The 16822-nt window shown below is 70.8% G+C and carries 16 protein-coding genes; 4 read left to right on the top strand and 12 right to left on the bottom strand.

The genetic code is table 11. The features are described from left to right. Positions 1 to 27 precede the first annotated feature (27 nt). From ACZ5UI_RS05830 to ACZ5UI_RS05810, 5 genes are read right to left on the bottom strand one after another with little or no spacing between them, the layout of a single operon-like run. Positions 28 to 963 carry a branched-chain amino acid transaminase gene (locus ACZ5UI_RS05830; RefSeq protein ID WP_464195175.1) on the bottom strand — a complete coding sequence of 312 codons (936 nt, stop codon included), beginning with the start codon at positions 961 to 963 and terminating at the stop codon, positions 28 to 30. Next, positions 960 to 1988 carry a 3-isopropylmalate dehydrogenase gene (gene leuB / locus ACZ5UI_RS05825; RefSeq protein WP_464195173.1) on the bottom strand — a complete coding sequence of 343 codons (1029 nt, stop codon included), beginning with the start codon at positions 1986 to 1988 and terminating at the stop codon, positions 960 to 962. Before leuB ends, ACZ5UI_RS05830 begins: the two co-directional genes overlap by 4 nt. Positions 1989 to 1997: 9 nt before the next feature. Continuing rightward, positions 1998 to 2561 carry a 3-isopropylmalate dehydratase small subunit gene (gene leuD / locus ACZ5UI_RS05820; RefSeq protein WP_464195171.1) on the bottom strand — a complete coding sequence of 188 codons (564 nt, stop codon included), beginning with the start codon at positions 2559 to 2561 and terminating at the stop codon, positions 1998 to 2000. 11 nt (positions 2562 to 2572) lie between these two features. Beyond that, positions 2573 to 3922: a 3-isopropylmalate dehydratase large subunit gene (gene leuC, locus ACZ5UI_RS05815; RefSeq protein WP_464195169.1), complete on the bottom strand. Its 1350-nt coding sequence runs from the start codon at positions 3920 to 3922 to the stop codon at positions 2573 to 2575. 5 nt (positions 3923 to 3927) lie between these two features. After that, positions 3928 to 4509, bottom strand: a complete 582-nt coding sequence (locus tag ACZ5UI_RS05810; protein WP_464195167.1) for a helix-turn-helix domain-containing protein — start codon at positions 4507 to 4509, stop codon at positions 3928 to 3930. 41 nt (positions 4510 to 4550) lie between these two features. Between ACZ5UI_RS05810 and ACZ5UI_RS05805 the strand changes: the two genes are divergently transcribed. Next, the gene (locus ACZ5UI_RS05805) at positions 4551 to 5471 is read left to right on the top strand and encodes a patatin-like phospholipase family protein (protein WP_464195165.1); all 921 of its coding nucleotides are present in this window, start codon (positions 4551 to 4553) and stop codon (positions 5469 to 5471) included. Between the two features lie 31 nt (positions 5472 to 5502). Further along, a complete protein-coding gene (locus ACZ5UI_RS05800; protein ID WP_464195163.1) occupies positions 5503 to 6621 on the top strand; it encodes an acyltransferase family protein in 1119 nt (372 codons plus the stop codon). Here ACZ5UI_RS05800 and ACZ5UI_RS05795 read toward each other — a convergent pair. Then, complete coding sequence (locus tag ACZ5UI_RS05795; protein ID WP_464195161.1) at positions 6618 to 8180, bottom strand: 2-isopropylmalate synthase; 1563 nt, start codon at positions 8178 to 8180, stop codon at positions 6618 to 6620. The genes ACZ5UI_RS05800 and ACZ5UI_RS05795 overlap by 4 nt on opposite strands. Before the next feature lie 147 nt (positions 8181 to 8327). After that, positions 8328 to 9860 carry an APC family permease gene (locus ACZ5UI_RS05790; RefSeq protein ID WP_464195159.1) on the bottom strand — a complete coding sequence of 511 codons (1533 nt, stop codon included), beginning with the start codon at positions 9858 to 9860 and terminating at the stop codon, positions 8328 to 8330. Positions 9861 to 9891: 31 nt separating this feature from the next. Between ACZ5UI_RS05790 and ACZ5UI_RS05785 the strand changes: the two genes are divergently transcribed. Both ACZ5UI_RS05785 and ACZ5UI_RS05780 read left to right on the top strand, forming a co-directional pair. Further along, the gene (locus ACZ5UI_RS05785; protein WP_464195157.1) at positions 9892 to 10746 is read left to right on the top strand and encodes a chromosome partitioning protein ParB; all 855 of its coding nucleotides are present in this window, start codon (positions 9892 to 9894) and stop codon (positions 10744 to 10746) included. A 62-nt stretch (positions 10747 to 10808) separates the two neighbouring features. Beyond that, complete coding sequence (locus ACZ5UI_RS05780) at positions 10809 to 11414, top strand: class I SAM-dependent methyltransferase (RefSeq protein WP_464195155.1); 606 nt, start codon at positions 10809 to 10811, stop codon at positions 11412 to 11414. A gap of 101 nt (positions 11415 to 11515) precedes the next feature. Here ACZ5UI_RS05780 and ACZ5UI_RS05775 read toward each other — a convergent pair whose 3' ends face one another. From ACZ5UI_RS05775 to ACZ5UI_RS05755, 5 genes are read right to left on the bottom strand one after another with little or no spacing between them, the layout of a single operon-like run. Then, a complete protein-coding gene (locus ACZ5UI_RS05775; protein ID WP_464195153.1) occupies positions 11516 to 12568 on the bottom strand; it encodes a methyl-accepting chemotaxis protein in 1053 nt (350 codons plus the stop codon). Between the two features lie 39 nt (positions 12569 to 12607). Beyond that, positions 12608 to 13810 carry an ABC transporter ATP-binding protein gene (locus ACZ5UI_RS05770; RefSeq protein ID WP_464195151.1) on the bottom strand — a complete coding sequence of 401 codons (1203 nt, stop codon included), beginning with the start codon at positions 13808 to 13810 and terminating at the stop codon, positions 12608 to 12610. Positions 13811 to 13819: 9 nt separating this feature from the next. Then, positions 13820 to 14659, bottom strand: coding sequence for a carbohydrate ABC transporter permease (locus ACZ5UI_RS05765; RefSeq protein ID WP_464195149.1), 840 nt, complete (start codon positions 14657 to 14659; stop codon positions 13820 to 13822). Next, positions 14659 to 15558, bottom strand: a complete 900-nt coding sequence (locus ACZ5UI_RS05760) for a carbohydrate ABC transporter permease (protein ID WP_464195147.1) — start codon at positions 15556 to 15558, stop codon at positions 14659 to 14661. Before ACZ5UI_RS05760 ends, ACZ5UI_RS05765 begins: the two co-directional genes overlap by 1 nt. Further along, the gene (locus ACZ5UI_RS05755) at positions 15558 to 16802 is read right to left on the bottom strand and encodes an ABC transporter substrate-binding protein (protein ID WP_464195145.1); all 1245 of its coding nucleotides are present in this window, start codon (positions 16800 to 16802) and stop codon (positions 15558 to 15560) included. Before ACZ5UI_RS05755 ends, ACZ5UI_RS05760 begins: the two co-directional genes overlap by 1 nt. Positions 16803 to 16822 lie beyond the last annotated feature (20 nt).

The raw sequence follows: 16822 nt of genomic DNA, 5'->3' as shown, positions 1-16822 counted from the left end.
GGGCACCCAGCGATCACCGCCGGGCGCCTACGGAATTCGCGCCGGGACCTCGATCGGGTCCAGCCACTCCCGATAGCGCTCGGTGCGCCCGTGCAGGGCGTCCTCGAACGCGGCCTGCACCGCGCGCGTGATCTCGCCGGGCGTGCCCTCGCCGACCGGGTGGTCGTCGACCTCGCGCACCGGCACGAGCTCGGCCGCCGTGCCCGTCAGGTAGATCTCGTCGGCCAGGTACAGCTCGGCCCGCGCGATGTCGCGCTCGACGACCTCGAACCCCAGGTCGCGGGCGATCTGGATCGCCGACTTGCGGTTGATCCCGTCCAGGATCGAGGCGGTCTGCGGCGGCGTGAAGATGACGCCGTCGCGCACGACGAAGATGTTCTCGCCCGAGCCCTCGTTCACGTGCCCGTGATCGTCGAGGAGGATCGCCTCCTCGTAGCCGGCCTTGTGCACCTCGATCTTGGCCAGGATCGAGTTGAGGTACTGGCCCGAGGCCTTGGCCTGCGGGATCAGCGAGTCGGGGCTGATCCGCCGCCAGCTGGAGACCTTCGCGCGCACGCCGTTGCGCTTGCCCTCGTCACCGAGGTAGGCGCCCCACTCCCACACCGCGATGGCCACGTCGACGGGCGCGTCGAGCGGGAACAGGCCCATCGTCCCGTAGCCGCGGAAGACGAGCGGGCGGATGTAGCAGGAGCGCAGGCCGTTGCGGGCGATCAGCTCCTTGGTCGCCGACCGCAGCTCCTCCAGCGAGTAGGGGATGTCCATGTAGTAGAGGTCCGAGGACTTCTTCAGACGCTCCAGGTGCTCGGTGTGGCGGAAGACGGCCGGGCCGATCTCGGTGTCGTAGCAACGTACGCCTTCGAAGACGCCCGTGCCGTAGTGGAGCCCGTGCGTGAGGACGTGAACCGTCGCGTCCTCCCACTTGACGAACTCCCCGTTGAACCAGATCAGCTCGGTCTGCTTCACAGCTGCTCCAAGACGGCCTTTGTGGCCTGGTCGGTGTTCGCGCTGCCACCGAGGTCGGAGGTGCGCAGACCGCCCTCGAGGGCACGGTCCACCGCCGATTCTAGGGCCTGCGCCTCATCGGACAAACCGAGTCCGTGGCGCAGCAGCATCGCCGCCGACAGGATCGTGGCCAGCGGATTGGCGATTCCCCGCCCCGCGATGTCGGGCGCCGAGCCGTGCACGGGCTCGAACAGGCCGGGCTTGCCCTCCTCCCCCAGCGACGCCGACGGGAGCATTCCGATCGAGCCGGTGAGCGTCGCGGCCTCGTCGCTGAGGATGTCGCCGAACATGTTGTCGGTGACGATCACGTCGAACTCCGAGGGGGCGCTGATCAGCTGCATCGCGGCGTTGTCGACCAGCAGATGGTCGAGCGCCACGTCGGGGAACTCGCGGCTGTGGACGTCGAGCACCACTTCGCGCCAGAAGCGCGAGACCTCGAGCACGTTCATCTTGTCGACGTTGGTGACCTTGCGGCGCGCGGCCCGGAAGGCCACGCGGGCGATGCGCTCGACCTCGGGGCGCGTGTAGGCGTTCTCGTCGGACGCCGCGTCCGCGGTGCGCACCTTCTTGCCGAAGTACATGCCGCCCGTGAGCTCGCGCACGACGAGCAGGTCGGTGCCCTCGATCACCTCGCGCCGGAGCGGCGAGGCGTCCAGCAGCGCGGTCAGCGGCTTGACCGGGCGCAGGTTGGCGAACAGCTCCAGCGCCTTGCGGATCCCCAGCAGGCCCTGCTCGGGACGGGCCTTGCCGGCGTCGGTGGAGTCCCACTTGGGACCGCCGACCGCGCCGAGCAGGACGGCGTCGGCCCGGTGGCAGGCCTCGGTGGTGGCGTCGGGAAGCGCGGTGCCGGTGGCGTCGATGGCGGCGCCGCCGATCAGCTGCTCCTCATAGGTGAAGTCGCCGATGGCGTCCAGGACCGTCGTGGTCGCGGCCACGACCTCGGGCCCGATGCCGTCACCGGGCAGGAGAACGATGTGGTTGGACATTCGACCTTTCTAGGCCAGGGAGAGGGTGTTGGGACCGGAGCGCTCGCGGTCGGCCTCGTAGGCCGAGATCGCGTCGTCCTGCTGCAGCGTCAGGCCGATGTCGTCCAGGCCGTTGACCAGGCGATGGTGGATCCCGTCGTCCAGGTCGAAGGGGATCTCCTCGCCGTCGAAGCGCACGACCTTGTTGGGCAGGTCGATCTCGCACTCGCCGTGGCCCATGATCGCCGTGACGATGTCCTCGGGCAGCACGACCGGCAGCAGCCCGATCTTCGTGCAGTTGGAGTAGAAGATGTCGGCGAAGCTCGGCGCGATGATCGCCCGGAAGCCGTAGTCCTCCAGGCCCCACGGCGCGTGCTCGCGCGAGGAGCCGCAGCCGAAGTTCTCGCCGGTGACCAGGATCGGGTTCTTCGGGAGGTCCCAGCCCTCCTCCTTGGCCCAGTCGTAGAACAGGAACTCGCCGAATCCCGTGCGCTCGACGCGCTTGAGGAACTGCTTGGGCATGATCTGGTCGGTGTCGACGTCGTCGCGGTCCAGGACGGACACGCGACCGCGGATCGTGGTGATGCTCTCCATGGCTTGGGCTCCTAGCTCCACTCGCGGATGTCGACGAAATGGCCCTCGATGGCGGCCGCGGCGGCCATCTCCGGCGAGACGAGGTGCGTGCGCGCGCCGCGCCCCTGGCGCCCCTCGAAGTTGCGGTTGCTGGTCGAGGCGACGCGCTCGCCCGGCGCGGCGATGTCCGGGTTCATGCCCAGGCACATCGAGCAGCCGGCCACGCGCCAGTCGAAGCCGGCGGCCTTGAACACCTCGTCCAGGCCCTCCTCCTCGGCCTGCTTCTTGACCTGCTGGCTGCCCGGCACGACCATCGCGTTGACGTGGCCGGCCACCTTGCGGCCCTCCACGACCTTCGCGGCGGCGCGCAGGTCGCCGATGCGGCTGTTCGTGCACGAGCCGATGAACACGCGGTCGAGCTTGATGTCGGTGATCGGGGTCCCGGCCTCCAGGCCCATGTAGACCAGCGCACGCTCGTCGCCGTCGTCCTGGGGATCCGGGACGGCGGCCGTGACCGGCACCACCATGTCGGGCGTGCTGCCCCAGGTCACCTGCGGGGAGAGCGCGGCGGCGTCGACCACGATGACCTTGTCGAACTCGGCGCCCGCGTCGGTCTTCAGGTCGTACCAGGACGGGTCCGGCTCGATGCCGGCGTGCTCGCGGACCCACGTGAACGTCGTCTCGTCGGGGGCGATCATGCCCGCGCGGCCGCCGCCCTCGATGGTCATGTTGCAGATCGTCATGCGGCCCTCCATCGAGAGCGCCTCGATCGCGGGACCGGCGAACTCGACCGCGTGACCGGTGGCGCCGTCGACGCCCATCTGGCCGATCGTCCCCAGGATCAGGTCCTTGGCGGTGACGCCGAAGCCGGGCAGGCCGTCGTAGCGGATGAGCATCGACTTGGGCTTGCGCTGCACCAGGCACTGCGTGGCCAGCACGTGCTCGACCTCGGAGGTCCCGATGCCGAAGGCCAGCGCGCCGAACGCGCCGTGGGTGGCGGTGTGCGAGTCGCCGCAGACGATCGTCATGCCCGGCTGCGTCACGCCCAGCTCCGGCCCGATCACGTGGACGATGCCCTGCAGCTCGGATCCGAGGCTGTGGATCGGGATGCCGAACTCGGCGCAGTTGGTCTCCAGCTTGAGCACCTGCGTGCGGCTCAGCTCGTCCTTGATCAGCTTGGCCACCGGCGTGCCGTCGGTCGGCGTGTTGTGATCGGCCGTGGCCAGCGTGCGGTCGGGCCGGCGCACCGTCCGGCCGGCCAGGCGCAGCGACTCGAAGGCCTGCGGGCTGGTCACCTCGTGGACGAGGTGCAGGTCGATGAACAGCAGGCCGGGAGCGACCTCGTGGGCCTCCCACAGCTTGTCGAACAGGGTCTTGGGCATCAGTGCTAGCTCCTCCGCAGTCCGGCCGACACGACGGCGAGGAAGCTCGCCTCGTCGGGGCCGGGGTTCTCAAAGTGATGGGACAGGTCGGCGTCGAAGGTCACGGTGTCTCCGGCGCGCAGGATGTGGCGCTCGCCGTCGATCACCAGCTCGACCGCGCCGGCGAGGACGTGGGCGATCTCGCGGCTGCCCGGCTCGTGCATCGGCGGGTCGCCCTCGCCGCCGGTGGCCCCGCCCGGCGCCAGCTCGTGACGGCTGAGCTCGGCCCGCTGACCGGGCAGGGGCGGCGTCAGGACGCCGACGGTGTGGCCGCGGCGACCGCCGCCGTCGCGCACCTCGTCGGAGCGCACGATCAGGACGCTGCCGCTCTCGTCCAGGCGCAGCAGCTGGCTCAGCGTCAGGTCCAACCCGCCGGCGATGCGGCCGGCGATGGCCAGCGTCGGGCTGGTCTCCCCCCGCTCGACCTGGCTGAGCATCGGGGCGCTGACGCCGCTGCGCTCGGCCAGCTCCCGCAGGCTCAGATCCATCCCCTCGCGCAGCGCGCGCACGCGGGGACCGATGTTCAGGGAGGCCTCGACCGTCGCCATACAATCGTATGTTATCGCATACGCACCTATCTTGGGAGCGTATGGGTTCGTTCCTGGCGCCTGACGCGCTCGTGCTGGCCGCCGGCGGAATCGTCGGCGAGGCCTGGATGGCCGGCGTGCTGGCCGGCATCGAGGACGCCACCGGCGTCGACTTCCGCCGTACCGAGCAGCTGGTCGGCACCTCGGCCGGCGCGATCGTCGCCGGCGTGCTGGCCGCTGGGCTGCCGCCGCGCCGACCGCCCGCCGACGCGCCCGAGCCGGCGCGGCCCGCACCCGAGGACGGGCCGCCGGCCGGCCTGCTGGCGGGCGGCGTGCGCGCGCTGGGCGCCGCGGCGTGGGCGGCCAGCGCGCCGCTGGCCGCGCCGCTGCTGACCCGAGGCGAGACGATCGGCGCCGCGGGCCGCGCGCTCGTCCTCGCCCGCCTGCCCGGCGGCGACGAGTCGCTGGATCAGCTGCGCGATGCGCCCGAGCTGGCCGGTGCCCGCTTCGACGGCCGCCTGCGCGTCGTCGCCGTCGATCGCGACAGCGGCCGGCGCGTCGTCTTCGGCGCGCCCGGCGCCCCCACCCCACCGGTCGGCGCCGCGATCGCCGCGTCCTGCGCGGTGCCCGGCATCTTCGCGCCGGTGACGATCGCCGGGCGGACCTACGTCGACGGCGGCGCCTGGTCGCTGACCAACCTCGACGTGACCACGGTCGGGCGCGACACCCACGTGCTGTGCCTGAACGTGCTCGGCGCCCTGCCGCTGCGCGACACGCCCGCGCCGCTGCTCGCGCTGCGGCTGGGTGCGCGCGCCGCCGAGGCGGTCGAGGCCCAGGTCCTGCGCGGGCGCGGCGCCACGCTGCGCACGATCGTGCCCGACGCGGGCAGCAGCGCGGCGATCGCCGGGCGGCTGATGGACGGCGCCCGCACCGCGGACGCGCTGGCCGCCGGCTACCGCCAGGGTCGGGCGCTGGCCGCCTGAGCGGGCCGGGGTCGTAGCCTCCCGCCGTCACATGGGTCAAGGACGCTCATCAGTCGGCCGTCGGGTCACGCAGCTGGACGGGCTGCGCGCCGCCGCCGTGCTCGCCGTCATCGCCTACCACCTGCACGGCACGTGGGGCATCGGCGGCCTGTTCGGCGTCGACGTCTTCTTCGTGCTGTCGGGCTTCCTGATCACCGGCGTCCTGGTCGGCGAGCGGCGGGCCCGCGGCACGATCGGGCTGGGCGGCTTCTACCTGCGCCGGCTCCTGCGCCTGTACCCGGCGCTCGTCTTCCTGTGCCTGGCGCTGACGCCGTGGGCCACCCGGCTGGTGCCCGACGCGACCTACGGCGCGTGGTTCGAGGCGGTGGGGATCACGCTGACCTACACGTTGTCGGTCGTGCTGATCTTCGACGACTCCTGGGCGGCGCAGATGGGCGCGCTGGGCCCGGTCTGGTCGCTGTCGGTGGAGGAGCTGTTCTACCTGCTGTGGGCGCCGGTGCTGGCCCTCGTGCTCGCCCGCGTGCACGACCTGCGCCGCCTGGCCATCGCCGTCGCCGTGGTCGCCGCCGCGCTGCTGTCGCTGTTCGTCGTCCTGTGGGACCCCGACGGCGTGGGCACCTTCCTGTACTTCCGACCCGACCCGCGCTTCGGCGAGCTGCTGCTGGGCGCCGCCGTCGGCCTGTGGCTGGCCCACCGCGACGGGCGCGCGCTGACCCGCACCGCCGACCGGCTGCTCGGCCTGGCCACGCTGGTGGCGATCGTCGTCCTGTGGTGGGTGCGGCGCACCTACCCCGACATCTACGGCCAGGAGGGCAACCCGCTGGAGGCCATCCCGATCGTCGCCGTGTGCGCCGCGGTGCTGGTCGCGCGGCTGGCCACCGGCGACCGGTCGCTGCTCTCGCGCGCGTTGCGCCTGCCGCCGCTGCCCTGGATCGGGCGCATCTCCTACGGCCTGTACCTGTGGCACCTGCCGGTGATCGTGCTGGTCGACGGCCTGATCCCGCGGCTGGCCATCACCTTCGCCGCGGCGACCATCAGCTTCTACGCCGTCGAGCAGCCGTTCCTGCGCCGGAAGAACCGCATGCGCCGCACGCCCGTGGCCGGCCTCGAGCTGGACCAGCCCGAGGCCGACCGCACGGCGAAGCCCTAGGGCGTGAGCGTCGTCTCGTTGGTGCGCGGGTCGGCGGCCGCGTTGGCCATGCGCACCTTGTTGACCGCGACCGAGAGCGCGCGCACGTAGGCCCGGCCGGCCGCCTCGAGGATGTCGGTGGCCACGCCCTGGCCGGAGGCGCTCTGGCCCTCCAGCTCGAGGACGACGGAGACCTCGCCGAGCGCGTCCTGGCCGCCGGTGACGGCGTCGACGCGGAACTCGCGCAGGCGGGCGTCGATGCCGGTGGCCGAGTTGATCGCGTGGAAGATCGCGTCGATCGGGCCGTCGCCGGTGAAGCCGCCCTCGACGCTCTCGCCGTCGGGCGTGGTGACCGACACCTTCGCGTGCGGCGGGCGGCGCGAGGAGGCCTCGACGTCGAACCACTCCAGCGCGTACCCGGTGATCTCGCTGCGCAGCTCGTCGGTGACCAGGGCCTCCAGGTCCATCGCGGTGACCTGCTTCTTCTTGTCCGCGATCTCCTTGAAGCGCTTGAACGCGGTGTTCAGCGCGGCCCCGTCGACGGTGAAGCCCAGGTCCTCCAGCGCCTGGCGCAGCGCGTGGCGGCCGGAGTGCTTGCCCAGGACGATGTCGTTGCCGGCCAGGCCGACGGTCGTCGCGTCCATGATCTCGAACGTCGTGCGCTCCTTCAGCACGCCGTCCTGGTGGATGCCCGACTCGTGCGCGAAGGCGTTGCGCCCGACGACCGCCTTGTTGGGCTGCACGACGTAGCCGGTCATGCGGCTGACCATGCGGCTGGTGCGCGCGATCTCGGTCGTGTTGATGGCGGTCTCCAGGCCGACGAAGTCGCGCCGCGTGTGCAGCAGCATCACGAACTCCTCCAGCGAGGCGTTGCCCGCGCGCTCGCCGATGCCGTTGATGGCGCACTCGACCTGACGCGCGCCGGCGCGCACGCCGGCGTAGGAGTTGGCCACGGCCAGCCCCAGGTCGTCGTGGCAGTGGACGGAGAGCACGACGTCGCGCAGCTTGGGCACGCGGTCGTACAGCCCGGTCAGGAACGCGGCGTACTCCTCGGGCATCGCGTAGCCGACCGTGTCGGGCACGTTGATCGTCGTGGCGCCCTCCTCGATCGCGATGGCGATCACCTCGGCGGTGAAGTCCACGTCGGAGCGGGTCGCGTCCATCGGCGAGAACTCGACGTCGTCGACCAGCGAGCGCGCATGGGCGACGGCGGCTCGGGCTTGCGCCAGCACGTCCTCGCGCGTGTTCTGCATCTGGTACTTGATGTGGATGTCCGACGTCGAGATGAACGTGTGGATCCGAGGTCGTTGGCTGTCGCGTACCGCCCCGAAGGCCGCCTCGATGTCGGGCGCCTGCGCACGAGCGAGGCCGGTGATGACCGGGCCGTCGACCTGACGGGCGATCGTCTGGACGGCCTCGAAGTCGCCGGGGCTGGCGATCGGGAAGCCCGCCTCGATGATGTCGACGCCCAGCCGCGCCAGCTGCTGGGCGATCTCCAGCTTCTCGGTGGCGTTCAGCGAGATCCCGGGCGACTGCTCGCCGTCTCGCAGGGTGGTGTCGAAGATCTGTACGCGGTCCATGGTCAGGTGCTCCTTCAAGTGGTCGGTCGTTCTCTGCTTCCGGTTGAGTTCGCGCCAGTCAGCGGGCGCCACGCATCGCTCCCCCTAGCGGGGGAGGAGAAGAAGCAGGGAAAGGGCCGAGAAGGACCGCATTCCCCATGGACGCTATCAGGTGTCGGTCAGATCGGAACCCGCGATGGCCTCGCTGGCCACGCGCTTGCCGGAGGCGATGTCGGGATCGACCAGCTCCAGGCGGCGCTGGAAGAACGGATCGATGTGCCCGCTGAACCGCCACCACAGCATCAGCCCGAAGCCCAGCACGAGGAACCCGAGCCCGATGACCAGCGGCGGCCCGATCCCCAGCCAGGCGTCGCCCGACTCGGAGTTGTCGGGGTTGGCCAGGTCGATGCAGGACTTCACGAAGACGGCCGCCAGGATCACGCCGCCCAGCAGCGGCGCGATGCCGATCAGCACGAAGTTCTTCACCGAGTGGGTCAGCTCGCGCCGGTAGTAGATCGTGCAGGCGAACCCGGTCAGGCCGTAGTAGAAGGCGATCATCAGGCCCAGCGCCTGCAGCGAGTCGGCCAGGATGTTCTCCGAGACGATCGTCAGCAGGACGTACCAGACGATCGACAGGATGCCCATCCAGATCGTCGAGGTGCTGGGCGTCAGGTACTTCGGCTGGATCTTGCCGAACACGCTGGGCATCGCCTTGGCGTGGGCCATCGACAGCGACGTGCGGGCGGTGGGCAGGATCGTCGTCTGCGTGGACGCCGCGGCCGAGGTGAGGACCGCGATGATGATGATCTTGTCCCACGGCGAGCCGAACACCTCGGTGCCCAGCGCGCTGAGCACGTCGTCGGCGTTGTCGATCAGCTCCTTGGGCCCGGCGAAGGCCTGCGCCGCGACCGAGACGAACACGTAGATGAGCAGCAGGATGACCGTGGCCAGGACGGCCGCCTTGCCCGGCCCCTCCGTCGGGTCCTTGCTCTCCTCGTTGACCGCCACGGTGGAGTCCCAGCCCCAGTAGATGAAGATGCCCAGCAGCACGCCGGAGACGAGCGCGCTGAACGAGCTGATCTCGAACGGGTTGATCCAGCTCAGCGACGGATGCAACGACGTCTCCAGCCCGTCGCCCGAGTAGACCTTGACCAGCGCCACGACGACGAAGGCGGCCAGCGTCAGCACCTCGGCGCCCAGCAACCCCACCTGGGTGCGGGCCGAGAGCTCGATGCCGATGTAGCAGATCGCCGTCATGACGGCGATCCACACGACGCCCACGATGGTCACCGCGAGCACGGAGTCGGCGGCCGCCTGCCAGCCCACGAGCAGGAAGCTGTACAGACCGGCGATCTGGGCCAGGTTGGCCATGACCAGGATGTCGGCCACGATGATCGCCCAGCCGCCCATCCAGCCCAGGTACGGGCCCAGCGCGCGGGTGGCCCAGGAGAACGTCGTGCCGCAGTCGGGGTCGGCGCGGTTCATGTAGTAGTACGCCGCGGCGATCAGCAGCATCGGGATGAACGAGACGATCAGCACGGCGGGCGCCTGCAGGCCGATGCCGGCCACGGCGACGATGAAGCCGAGCGTGGCGGCCAGCGAGTAGCCCGGGGCGGTCGACGCGACGCCGATGACCATGCTGGAGACGAACCCCAGCGCGCCGGTCTTCAGGCCCTTGCTCTCCTGCGGACTGGTCGCCATGGCGCGCGACCTTACGGGGTAGGACCCCCCTGTGCCACCACCTCGGCCCACCGGTCTGTCCGGGGTCGACGCCCAGGACGACTTCCTGCGAGCGCGTCGGCGCCAGATGGTCGCGCGCGTGGGCCGGGTGCTGTCGCGCGAGCGGGGCGACGTCGACCTGATCCTGCCCTTCGACGAGGTCGTCGCGGCGCTCGGGCGCATCGATCAGCGCGAGCTCGGCCTGCAGGTGGTGGCGCTGGACACGATCGTCGGCACGACCGATCGCGTGTCGGGCTTCGATCGCGAGTTCCGCCCGACCAGCGGGCGCGTGCGCGGCCGGTGGGAGCGGATCGCCGCAGCGATGCACCGGGGCGAGGCGATGCCGCCCATCTCGCTCTACCGCGTCGGCGAGGCGCACTTCGTCCGCGATGGGCACCACCGCGTGTCGGTGGCCCGCGCGCTGGGCTGGCCGGTGATGGACGCGCGCGTGACCGAGGTGCGCACGAAGGTCGGCGCCGACCGCGACCTGCGCCTGGCCGATCTGCCCATGAAGAGCCACGAGCGGCTGTTCCGCGAGCGCGTGCCCCTGCCACCGGAGCGGGCCGCGCGCATCGTGCTCGGCGACCCCTCGGACTACGGCTCGCTGGCCGAGGGCGTCGAGGCGTGGGGCTTTCGCCACATGCAGGACCTGGGCGACCTGCTGGACCGCCAGCAGGTCGGCGAGCTGTGGTTCGACAACGAGTTCGCGCCCGTCGTCGAGCTGCTGCGCGACGCGGGCCTGCTGGAGGGCGGCGGGACCGAGGCCGACGCCTACCACCGGCTGGTCTGCCGCCGCTACGAGCTGACCCGCTCCCACGACTGGAGCGAGCAGGTGCTCGACGCGTTGCGCGCCGACCGCCGACGCTAGCCGCGTTGCCAATTCAGCACAGGTCCTTGCCACTTTCGCCCGACGTGCGCCAGCCTGTGGTGATGAGCACCACCGCCGAGCAGTACTGGGAGGACTTCTACGCCGAGGGCCAGAGCCGCTGGAGCGGCCGGCCCAACGTCTCGCTCGTGACCGAGATCGAGGGCCTGACGCCCGGCCGCGCGCTGGACCTCGGCTGCGGCCAGGGCGGCGACGCGATCTGGCTGGCCCAGCAGGGCTGGACGGTGACGGGGGTCGACGTGTCGGCCACTGCGCTGGCCGTCGCGGCCGGGCACGCGCGCGCCGCCGGGGTCGCCGACCGCATCACCTGGGATCGCCGCGACGTGGCGCAGTCGCTCCCGCCGGGCCCGTTCGACCTGGTCGCGGTCAGCTATCTGCACTCCCCCGTGCAGCTGCCGCGCGCGCAGGTGCTGGCCGCGGCGGCCGACGTCGTCACCCCCGGCGGGACGCTGCTGGTCATCGCCCACGCACGGTCGCCCGAGCACCACCACGCGGATCTGCCCACGCTGGAGGAGCTGGTCGCCGACCTGGCGCCGGCCACCGCCGGCTGGGCGCCGGTCACGAGCGAGCTACGCGGGTTCGATCACGCGTTCGCGGGCGAGGCGCCCAAGCGGCGCGTCGACATCGTCGTGCGGCTAACGAGGCTCTAGAGCGCCGCCGCAATGCGGGCAGCAGCTGCGATCGGCGACGCGATCGGCGGCCCACAGGCGGAGGCAGCGTCGGCAGAACATGCGCATGGTGTCTTGGTTCCTTATGCGGCGAGGGCTTCCTGCTGCTCGGCGGGCGGCTCTTGGATGAGCGCGCCGAACCAGCCCAGGCCCTCGTAGGTCTCATATCCGGGCGTGACGGAGAATCCGACGACGGTCCCGGCGTTGGCGGTGTAGTAGCCCGCGGTGCGGCTCTCGGCGCGCAGCGGGTAGGTCTCGGTGAGCACGCCCTGGCGGTCGGAGGCGGCGATCACGCGACCGGAGGCGTCGAGCAGCAGGCTGCGCGTGCGGCCCGCCTCCTCCTCGCTCAGCCCCAGCCCCTCGACGATCGCCTGGGCCTGCGGCTCCCAGTCGAAGAAGATGCCCAGCGCCCCGAGGACCTCGCCGCGCTCGGCGCCACCGGCGCGCACCGCGGTCGAGTAGGTGGCCACCGGGGCGTCGTCCAGCCGGGCCTCGCGCCGGACGTCGTCGACCGCGTAGTCGGCCCCGGACGCGGTCCCCAGCGCCTGGCGGAACCAGGCCTCGCCGGAGACGTCGTGGCCCAGCACCTGGCGGTAGCGGTCGGGCCGTCCGTGGGCGATCACGCGCCCGCTGCGGTCGGCGATCCACAGGTCGAGGTAGACCGTGTAGCTGGACAGGATCACGCCGAGTCGACGGGAGGCGTGCTCGGCGCGCGCCGCGTCGCCCGGCTCGGCGCAGGCCTCGACCACGGCCGAGTCGGTCGCCCACCAGCGCACGTCGCAGCTGCGCTCGTACAGGTTGCGATCGATCAGCTCGATGGCGAACAGCGCCAGGTCGGCCAGCCGCTGACCGCGCACCTGCTCGATCAGCCGCGTGCGCTGACGGTCGAGCTCGGCCACGCGGGCGGCCAGCTCGGTGCGCATCTCGGTGCCCACGGCGCGGATGCCGTCGGCCACGTTGCCCACCTCTTGGGCGACGATCGCGAAGCCGCGGCCGTGCTCACCGGCGCGGGCGGCCTCGATCTGGGCGTTGAGGGCGAGGATCTTCGTGGTCGCCGCCACGCTCTCGATGCGCGACAGCTTCTCGGTGGCGACGTCACCGACCTCGCGGGCGATTCGGACAATTCGCTCGGGCATGGCTGAGCATGTGGTCGGCCGCCGAGCCGCGAAGTTGAGCTACTGCTCGTGCGTGAGGCTGCGCCCGCTGTGCGGATCGAACAGGTGCAGCTTCGTCGTGTCCATCCACAGCCGCGCCCGCTCGCCGCGCGCGACCGTCGAGTCGGGGTTCAGCCGGGTGACCACCTGCTGGTCGTCGGAGCCGGCGATCTCGGTCGCGCCGGCGTCCTCGGCCAGCTCGTGGATCTGGTCCGACGACGCGCCCTCGCCCTCGTAGGCGAAGTACGCGTAGATCTCCGAGCCCATCGACTCGACCAGGTCGATCGTGGCGTCGAACTCGAAGCCGTGCGGATGGTGGTCGCGGTCGACCAGCTCGGCGTCCTCGAAGTCCTCGGGCCGGATGCCGGCGATCACCTCACGGGTGGAGCCCGAACCGGATCCGTCGGCGGCCGCCTCCAGCCGCTTGCGCAGCTCGTCGGAGAGCTCGACCTCGCCGATCGGCAGCCGCACCCGGCCGCCGTCGATCGTCGCCGCGAAGAAGTTCATCGACGGCGAGCCGATGAAGCCGGCCACGAACAGGTTCACCGGGTTCTCGTAGAGCTCCTTCGGCGTCCCCACCTGCTGCAGCTCGCCCAGGCGCATGACGGCGACGCGGTCGCCCAGCGTCATGGCCTCCGTCTGGTCGTGGGTCACGTAGACGGTCGTGGTGCCCGTGCGCGCCTGGATGCGCGAGACCTCGGTGCGCATCTGCACGCGCAGCTTGGCGTCGAGGTTGGACAGCGGCTCGTCCATCAGGAAGACCGACGGGTCGCGGACGATCGCCCGCCCCATGGCCACCCGCTGGCGCTGGCCGCCCGACAGGTTGGCCGGCTTGCGGTCCAGATGCTGCTCGAGATCGAGGATCTTGGCCGCGTCCTGCACCTTGCGGTCGATCTCGGCCTTGTCGACGTGGGCCAGCTTCAGCGCGAAGCCCATGTTGTCGCGCACGGTCATGTGCGGGTACAGGGCGTAGTTCTGGAAGACCATCGCGATGTCGCGGTCCTTGGGCGCCTTGTCGTTGACCACCTGGTCGCCGATCCGCAGCTCGCCCTCGCTGATGTCCTCCAGGCCGGCGATCATGCGCAGCGCGGTCGACTTCCCGCAGCCCGACGGGCCGACGAGGATCAGGAACTCGCCGTCGGCGATGTCCAGATCCAGGGACTTGACGGCCTCGGTGCCGTCGGGGTAGCGCTTGGTGACGCTGTCGAGAACGATCTCTGCCATGGGGTCTCCTTAACCCTTCACCGCGCCAGCGGTCAGGCCCGCGACGATCCGCCGCTGGAAGATGAGGACGAGGATGATGATCGGGATGGTCACGATCACCGCGGCGGCGGCGATCGAGCCGTAGGGCGCGTTGAACTGCGAGGCGCCCGGGAACTGCGCCAGCGCGGCCGGCACGGTCTGGGCGGCGCTGGTCGACGTCAGCGCCGACGCGAACAGGAAGTCGTTCCAGCAGAAGATGAACACGAGGATCGACGTCGTGGCCACGCCCGGCGCGGCCAGCGGCACGATCACCTTGCGGAAGGCCTGGAAGGGCGTGGCGCCGTCGATCTGGGCCGCCTGCTCCAGCTCCCACGGGATCTCGCGGAAGAAGGTCGTCAGCGTGTAGATGGCCAAGGGCAGCGCGAAGCTCAGGTACGGGATGATCAGGCCCGGCCACGTGTCGTACAGCCCCAGGTTGCGCCACATGTTGTAGAGCGGGCCGACGACCGAGATCGGCGGGAACATGGCGATCATCAGCGCCGAGCCGAGGATCAGGAACTTGCCCGGGAAGTTCAGGCGGGCTATCGCGTAGGCGGCCATCGAGGCGATCACCACGGCGATCACGGTGGCGATCGCGGCGATGCCGAACGAGTTGCGCAGGGCCGGCAGGAACGGGCTGTCGGCGTCGAAGATCGCCGAGTAGTTGTCCAGCGACCACGTGGCGGGCAGGACGCGCCCGTCGGTGACCTGGCCCGGATCCTTCAGCGACAGCGAGACGATCCACAGGACGGGCAGCAGCGCGAACAGCAGCACGACGCCGTCGGCGACGCCCCATCCGAAGATCTTCAGGCCGCGGCGATCGGTCTCCATCACGCCTCACCCGGCCGGTTGGTGCCCAGGCCCTTGATGAAGATGCCGGCGATGATCAGCACGCAGATGAAGATCAGCACCGACACGGCGGAGCCCAGCCCGAGGTTCAGGCGCGTGAGCAGCTGGTTGTAGCCCAGGATCGACACGGTCTCGATCTTCGGGTTGGTGCCGTTCTGCCCGATGATGTAGGCCGAGTCGAAGATCCGGAACGCGTCCATCGTGCGGAACAGCAGCGCGACCAGGATCGCCGGCTTCATCAGCGGCACGGTGATCTTCCAGAAGCGCTGCCAGGCGCTGGCGCCGTCGACCTTGGCCGCCTCGTGCAGCTCGTCGGGCACGAGCGCGAGCCCGGCCAGCAGCAGCAGGGCCATGAACGGCGTGGTCTTCCACACCTCGGCGAAGATCACGACGAGGAAGCTGGTGATCGGGTGCGCGCTGTCGACCGGGTCGAACTCCCAGCCGAAGATGTGCGGGATGAAGCCGCCGTTGGGCTGCGACCAGGCCAGCAGCCAGGCGTAGGCGGCGACGACGGTGACGATGCCGTACGGGATCAGCGTGACCGTGCGCACCAGGCCGCGGCCGAAGATCGCCCGGTGCATGACCAGCGCGATCAGCATGCCGAGCACGAGCTCGATCGAGACCGAGGCGACGAGGATGATCATCGTCCGCCCGAAGTCGCTCCACCACAGGCTCGAGCCCAGCACCGTCACGTAGTTGGCCAGGCCGATGAACTTGCGCTCGTCGGGGAAGCGCAGGTCGGCCCGCAGCAGCGACAGGTAGATCGAGTAGACGATCGGATACGCCGTCACGGCGACCATCACGATCACCGCGGGCGCACACAGCATCCAACCGAGCTTGCGCTCGGCGCGGGACCGGTCCGAGCGCTGGGTGCGGGCCATCAGAACAGCCCCTTGGATTCGAGCGCGTCGCTCACGCGACCTTTGAGCACCGGGTAGTCCTGGTCGGGATCGACCCCGCCGGCCGGTGAGACGGTGATGTACACGGCGCGGGAGACGTCCGCGTAGAACGGGGTCTTGGGCCGGACCGCGGCCTTCTCGAGCTGGTCGCGGATGAGCTTCCCGAACGGGTACTGCTTCTCGAACTTCGGGTCGTCGTAGAGCTTGGAGAGCGTCGGCGGCAGGCCGCCCTTGAGCGCGAAGTCGCGCTGGTTCTCCTCGTCGCGCATGCACGTGGCGGCCTCGAAGGCCTCCTCGGGGTGCTTGGTGTAGCCGCCGACGCCCCAGTTGAAGCCGCCGATCGGGGCCTTCTCCCCGGCGGTCCCGTCCTTGACGCCGGGGTACGGGGCCCAGCCGATCTTCTTGACGAAGTCGGGCGCGTCGGCCTGGGCGCTGGCGTAGATGAACGGGTAGTTGATCTGGAAGGCGGCGTTGCCCTCCTGGAAGTACAGGCGCGCCGGATCCTCCTTCAGCGTCGACAGCGTGGCCGGCGCGGCCGACGACCGGCCGAAGCGGGCGATGATCCCCAGCGCGTCCTTCGTCGGGCCCTCGGGCAGGCCGACCTTGTCGGGCGCGTCGAGGATGTGGCCGCCCGCCGACTCCAGGACCGAGTTGAACCACACGGTCGCGCCCTCGTACTGCGCGCCCTGGATGGCGATCTTGCCCGCCGTGGGCAGCTTCTCGGCCGTGGAGATCAGGTCGTTCCAGGTCCCGGGGGCGTCGCCCTTGATCAGGTCCTTGCGGTACCACAGCAGCTGGGTGTTGGAGTTGGCCGGGGCGGCGTACAGCTTGCCCTTGTAGGTCGCGGTCTGCAGCGGGCCGTCGAGCGTCCCGTCCTTGACCTTGTCGGCCCACTTCTGCGGCCAGGCCTTGACCCAGCCGGCCTCGGCGAACTCGGCGGTCCACACGACGTCCATCGACATCAGGTCGATCGAGGAGTCCTGGGCCGCGAGGCGCCGCACGAGCGCCTGGCGCTGGGAGTCGGCGTCGTTGCCCAGCGCGTTGAACTTGATCGTGTAGCGGCCCTCGGACTGCTGGGTGCAGCGGTCGGCGGCGGCGCGGAACGTCCCGCCCGGCTCGTTGTAGGACCAGAAGTTCAGCGTGACGCCGCTGCTGTCGCTCCCCCCACAACCTGCGAGGAGCGCGAGTGCGATGACCGCCGCGATGATTGACCCTGCTCGACCCACTGCACGGGGTGCGTACCCGG

Source organism: Conexibacter sp. JCM 18997 (assembly GCF_055391915.1).
Note: the sequence above shows the minus strand (reverse complement) of the source record. Positions and strands in the feature narration are given on the sequence as shown.

What these genes read in the sequence shown, in the direction of transcription:
- ACZ5UI_RS05800 (WP_464195163.1), top strand. Translation starts at nt 5,503, where the DNA reads ATGGGTCAAGGACGCTCATCAGTCGGCCGTCGGGTCACGCAGCTGGAC.
- ACZ5UI_RS05770 (WP_464195151.1), bottom strand. Translation starts at nt 13,810, where the DNA reads ATGGCAGAGATCGTTCTCGACAGCGTCACCAAGCGCTACCCCGACGGC.
- leuC (WP_464195169.1), bottom strand. Translation starts at nt 3,922, where the DNA reads ATGCCCAAGACCCTGTTCGACAAGCTGTGGGAGGCCCACGAGGTCGCT.
- ACZ5UI_RS05795 (WP_464195161.1), bottom strand. Translation starts at nt 8,180, where the DNA reads ATGGACCGCGTACAGATCTTCGACACCACCCTGCGAGACGGCGAGCAG.
- ACZ5UI_RS05810 (WP_464195167.1), bottom strand. Translation starts at nt 4,509, where the DNA reads ATGGCGACGGTCGAGGCCTCCCTGAACATCGGTCCCCGCGTGCGCGCG.
- ACZ5UI_RS05780 (WP_464195155.1), top strand. Translation starts at nt 10,809, where the DNA reads ATGAGCACCACCGCCGAGCAGTACTGGGAGGACTTCTACGCCGAGGGC.
- leuD (WP_464195171.1), bottom strand. Translation starts at nt 2,561, where the DNA reads ATGGAGAGCATCACCACGATCCGCGGTCGCGTGTCCGTCCTGGACCGC.
- ACZ5UI_RS05765 (WP_464195149.1), bottom strand. Translation starts at nt 14,659, where the DNA reads ATGGAGACCGATCGCCGCGGCCTGAAGATCTTCGGATGGGGCGTCGCC.
- ACZ5UI_RS05805 (WP_464195165.1), top strand. Translation starts at nt 4,551, where the DNA reads ATGGGTTCGTTCCTGGCGCCTGACGCGCTCGTGCTGGCCGCCGGCGGA.
- leuB (WP_464195173.1), bottom strand. Translation starts at nt 1,988, where the DNA reads ATGTCCAACCACATCGTTCTCCTGCCCGGTGACGGCATCGGGCCCGAG.
- ACZ5UI_RS05790 (WP_464195159.1), bottom strand. Translation starts at nt 9,860, where the DNA reads ATGGCGACCAGTCCGCAGGAGAGCAAGGGCCTGAAGACCGGCGCGCTG.
- ACZ5UI_RS05775 (WP_464195153.1), bottom strand. Translation starts at nt 12,568, where the DNA reads ATGCCCGAGCGAATTGTCCGAATCGCCCGCGAGGTCGGTGACGTCGCC.
- ACZ5UI_RS05760 (WP_464195147.1), bottom strand. Translation starts at nt 15,558, where the DNA reads ATGGCCCGCACCCAGCGCTCGGACCGGTCCCGCGCCGAGCGCAAGCTC.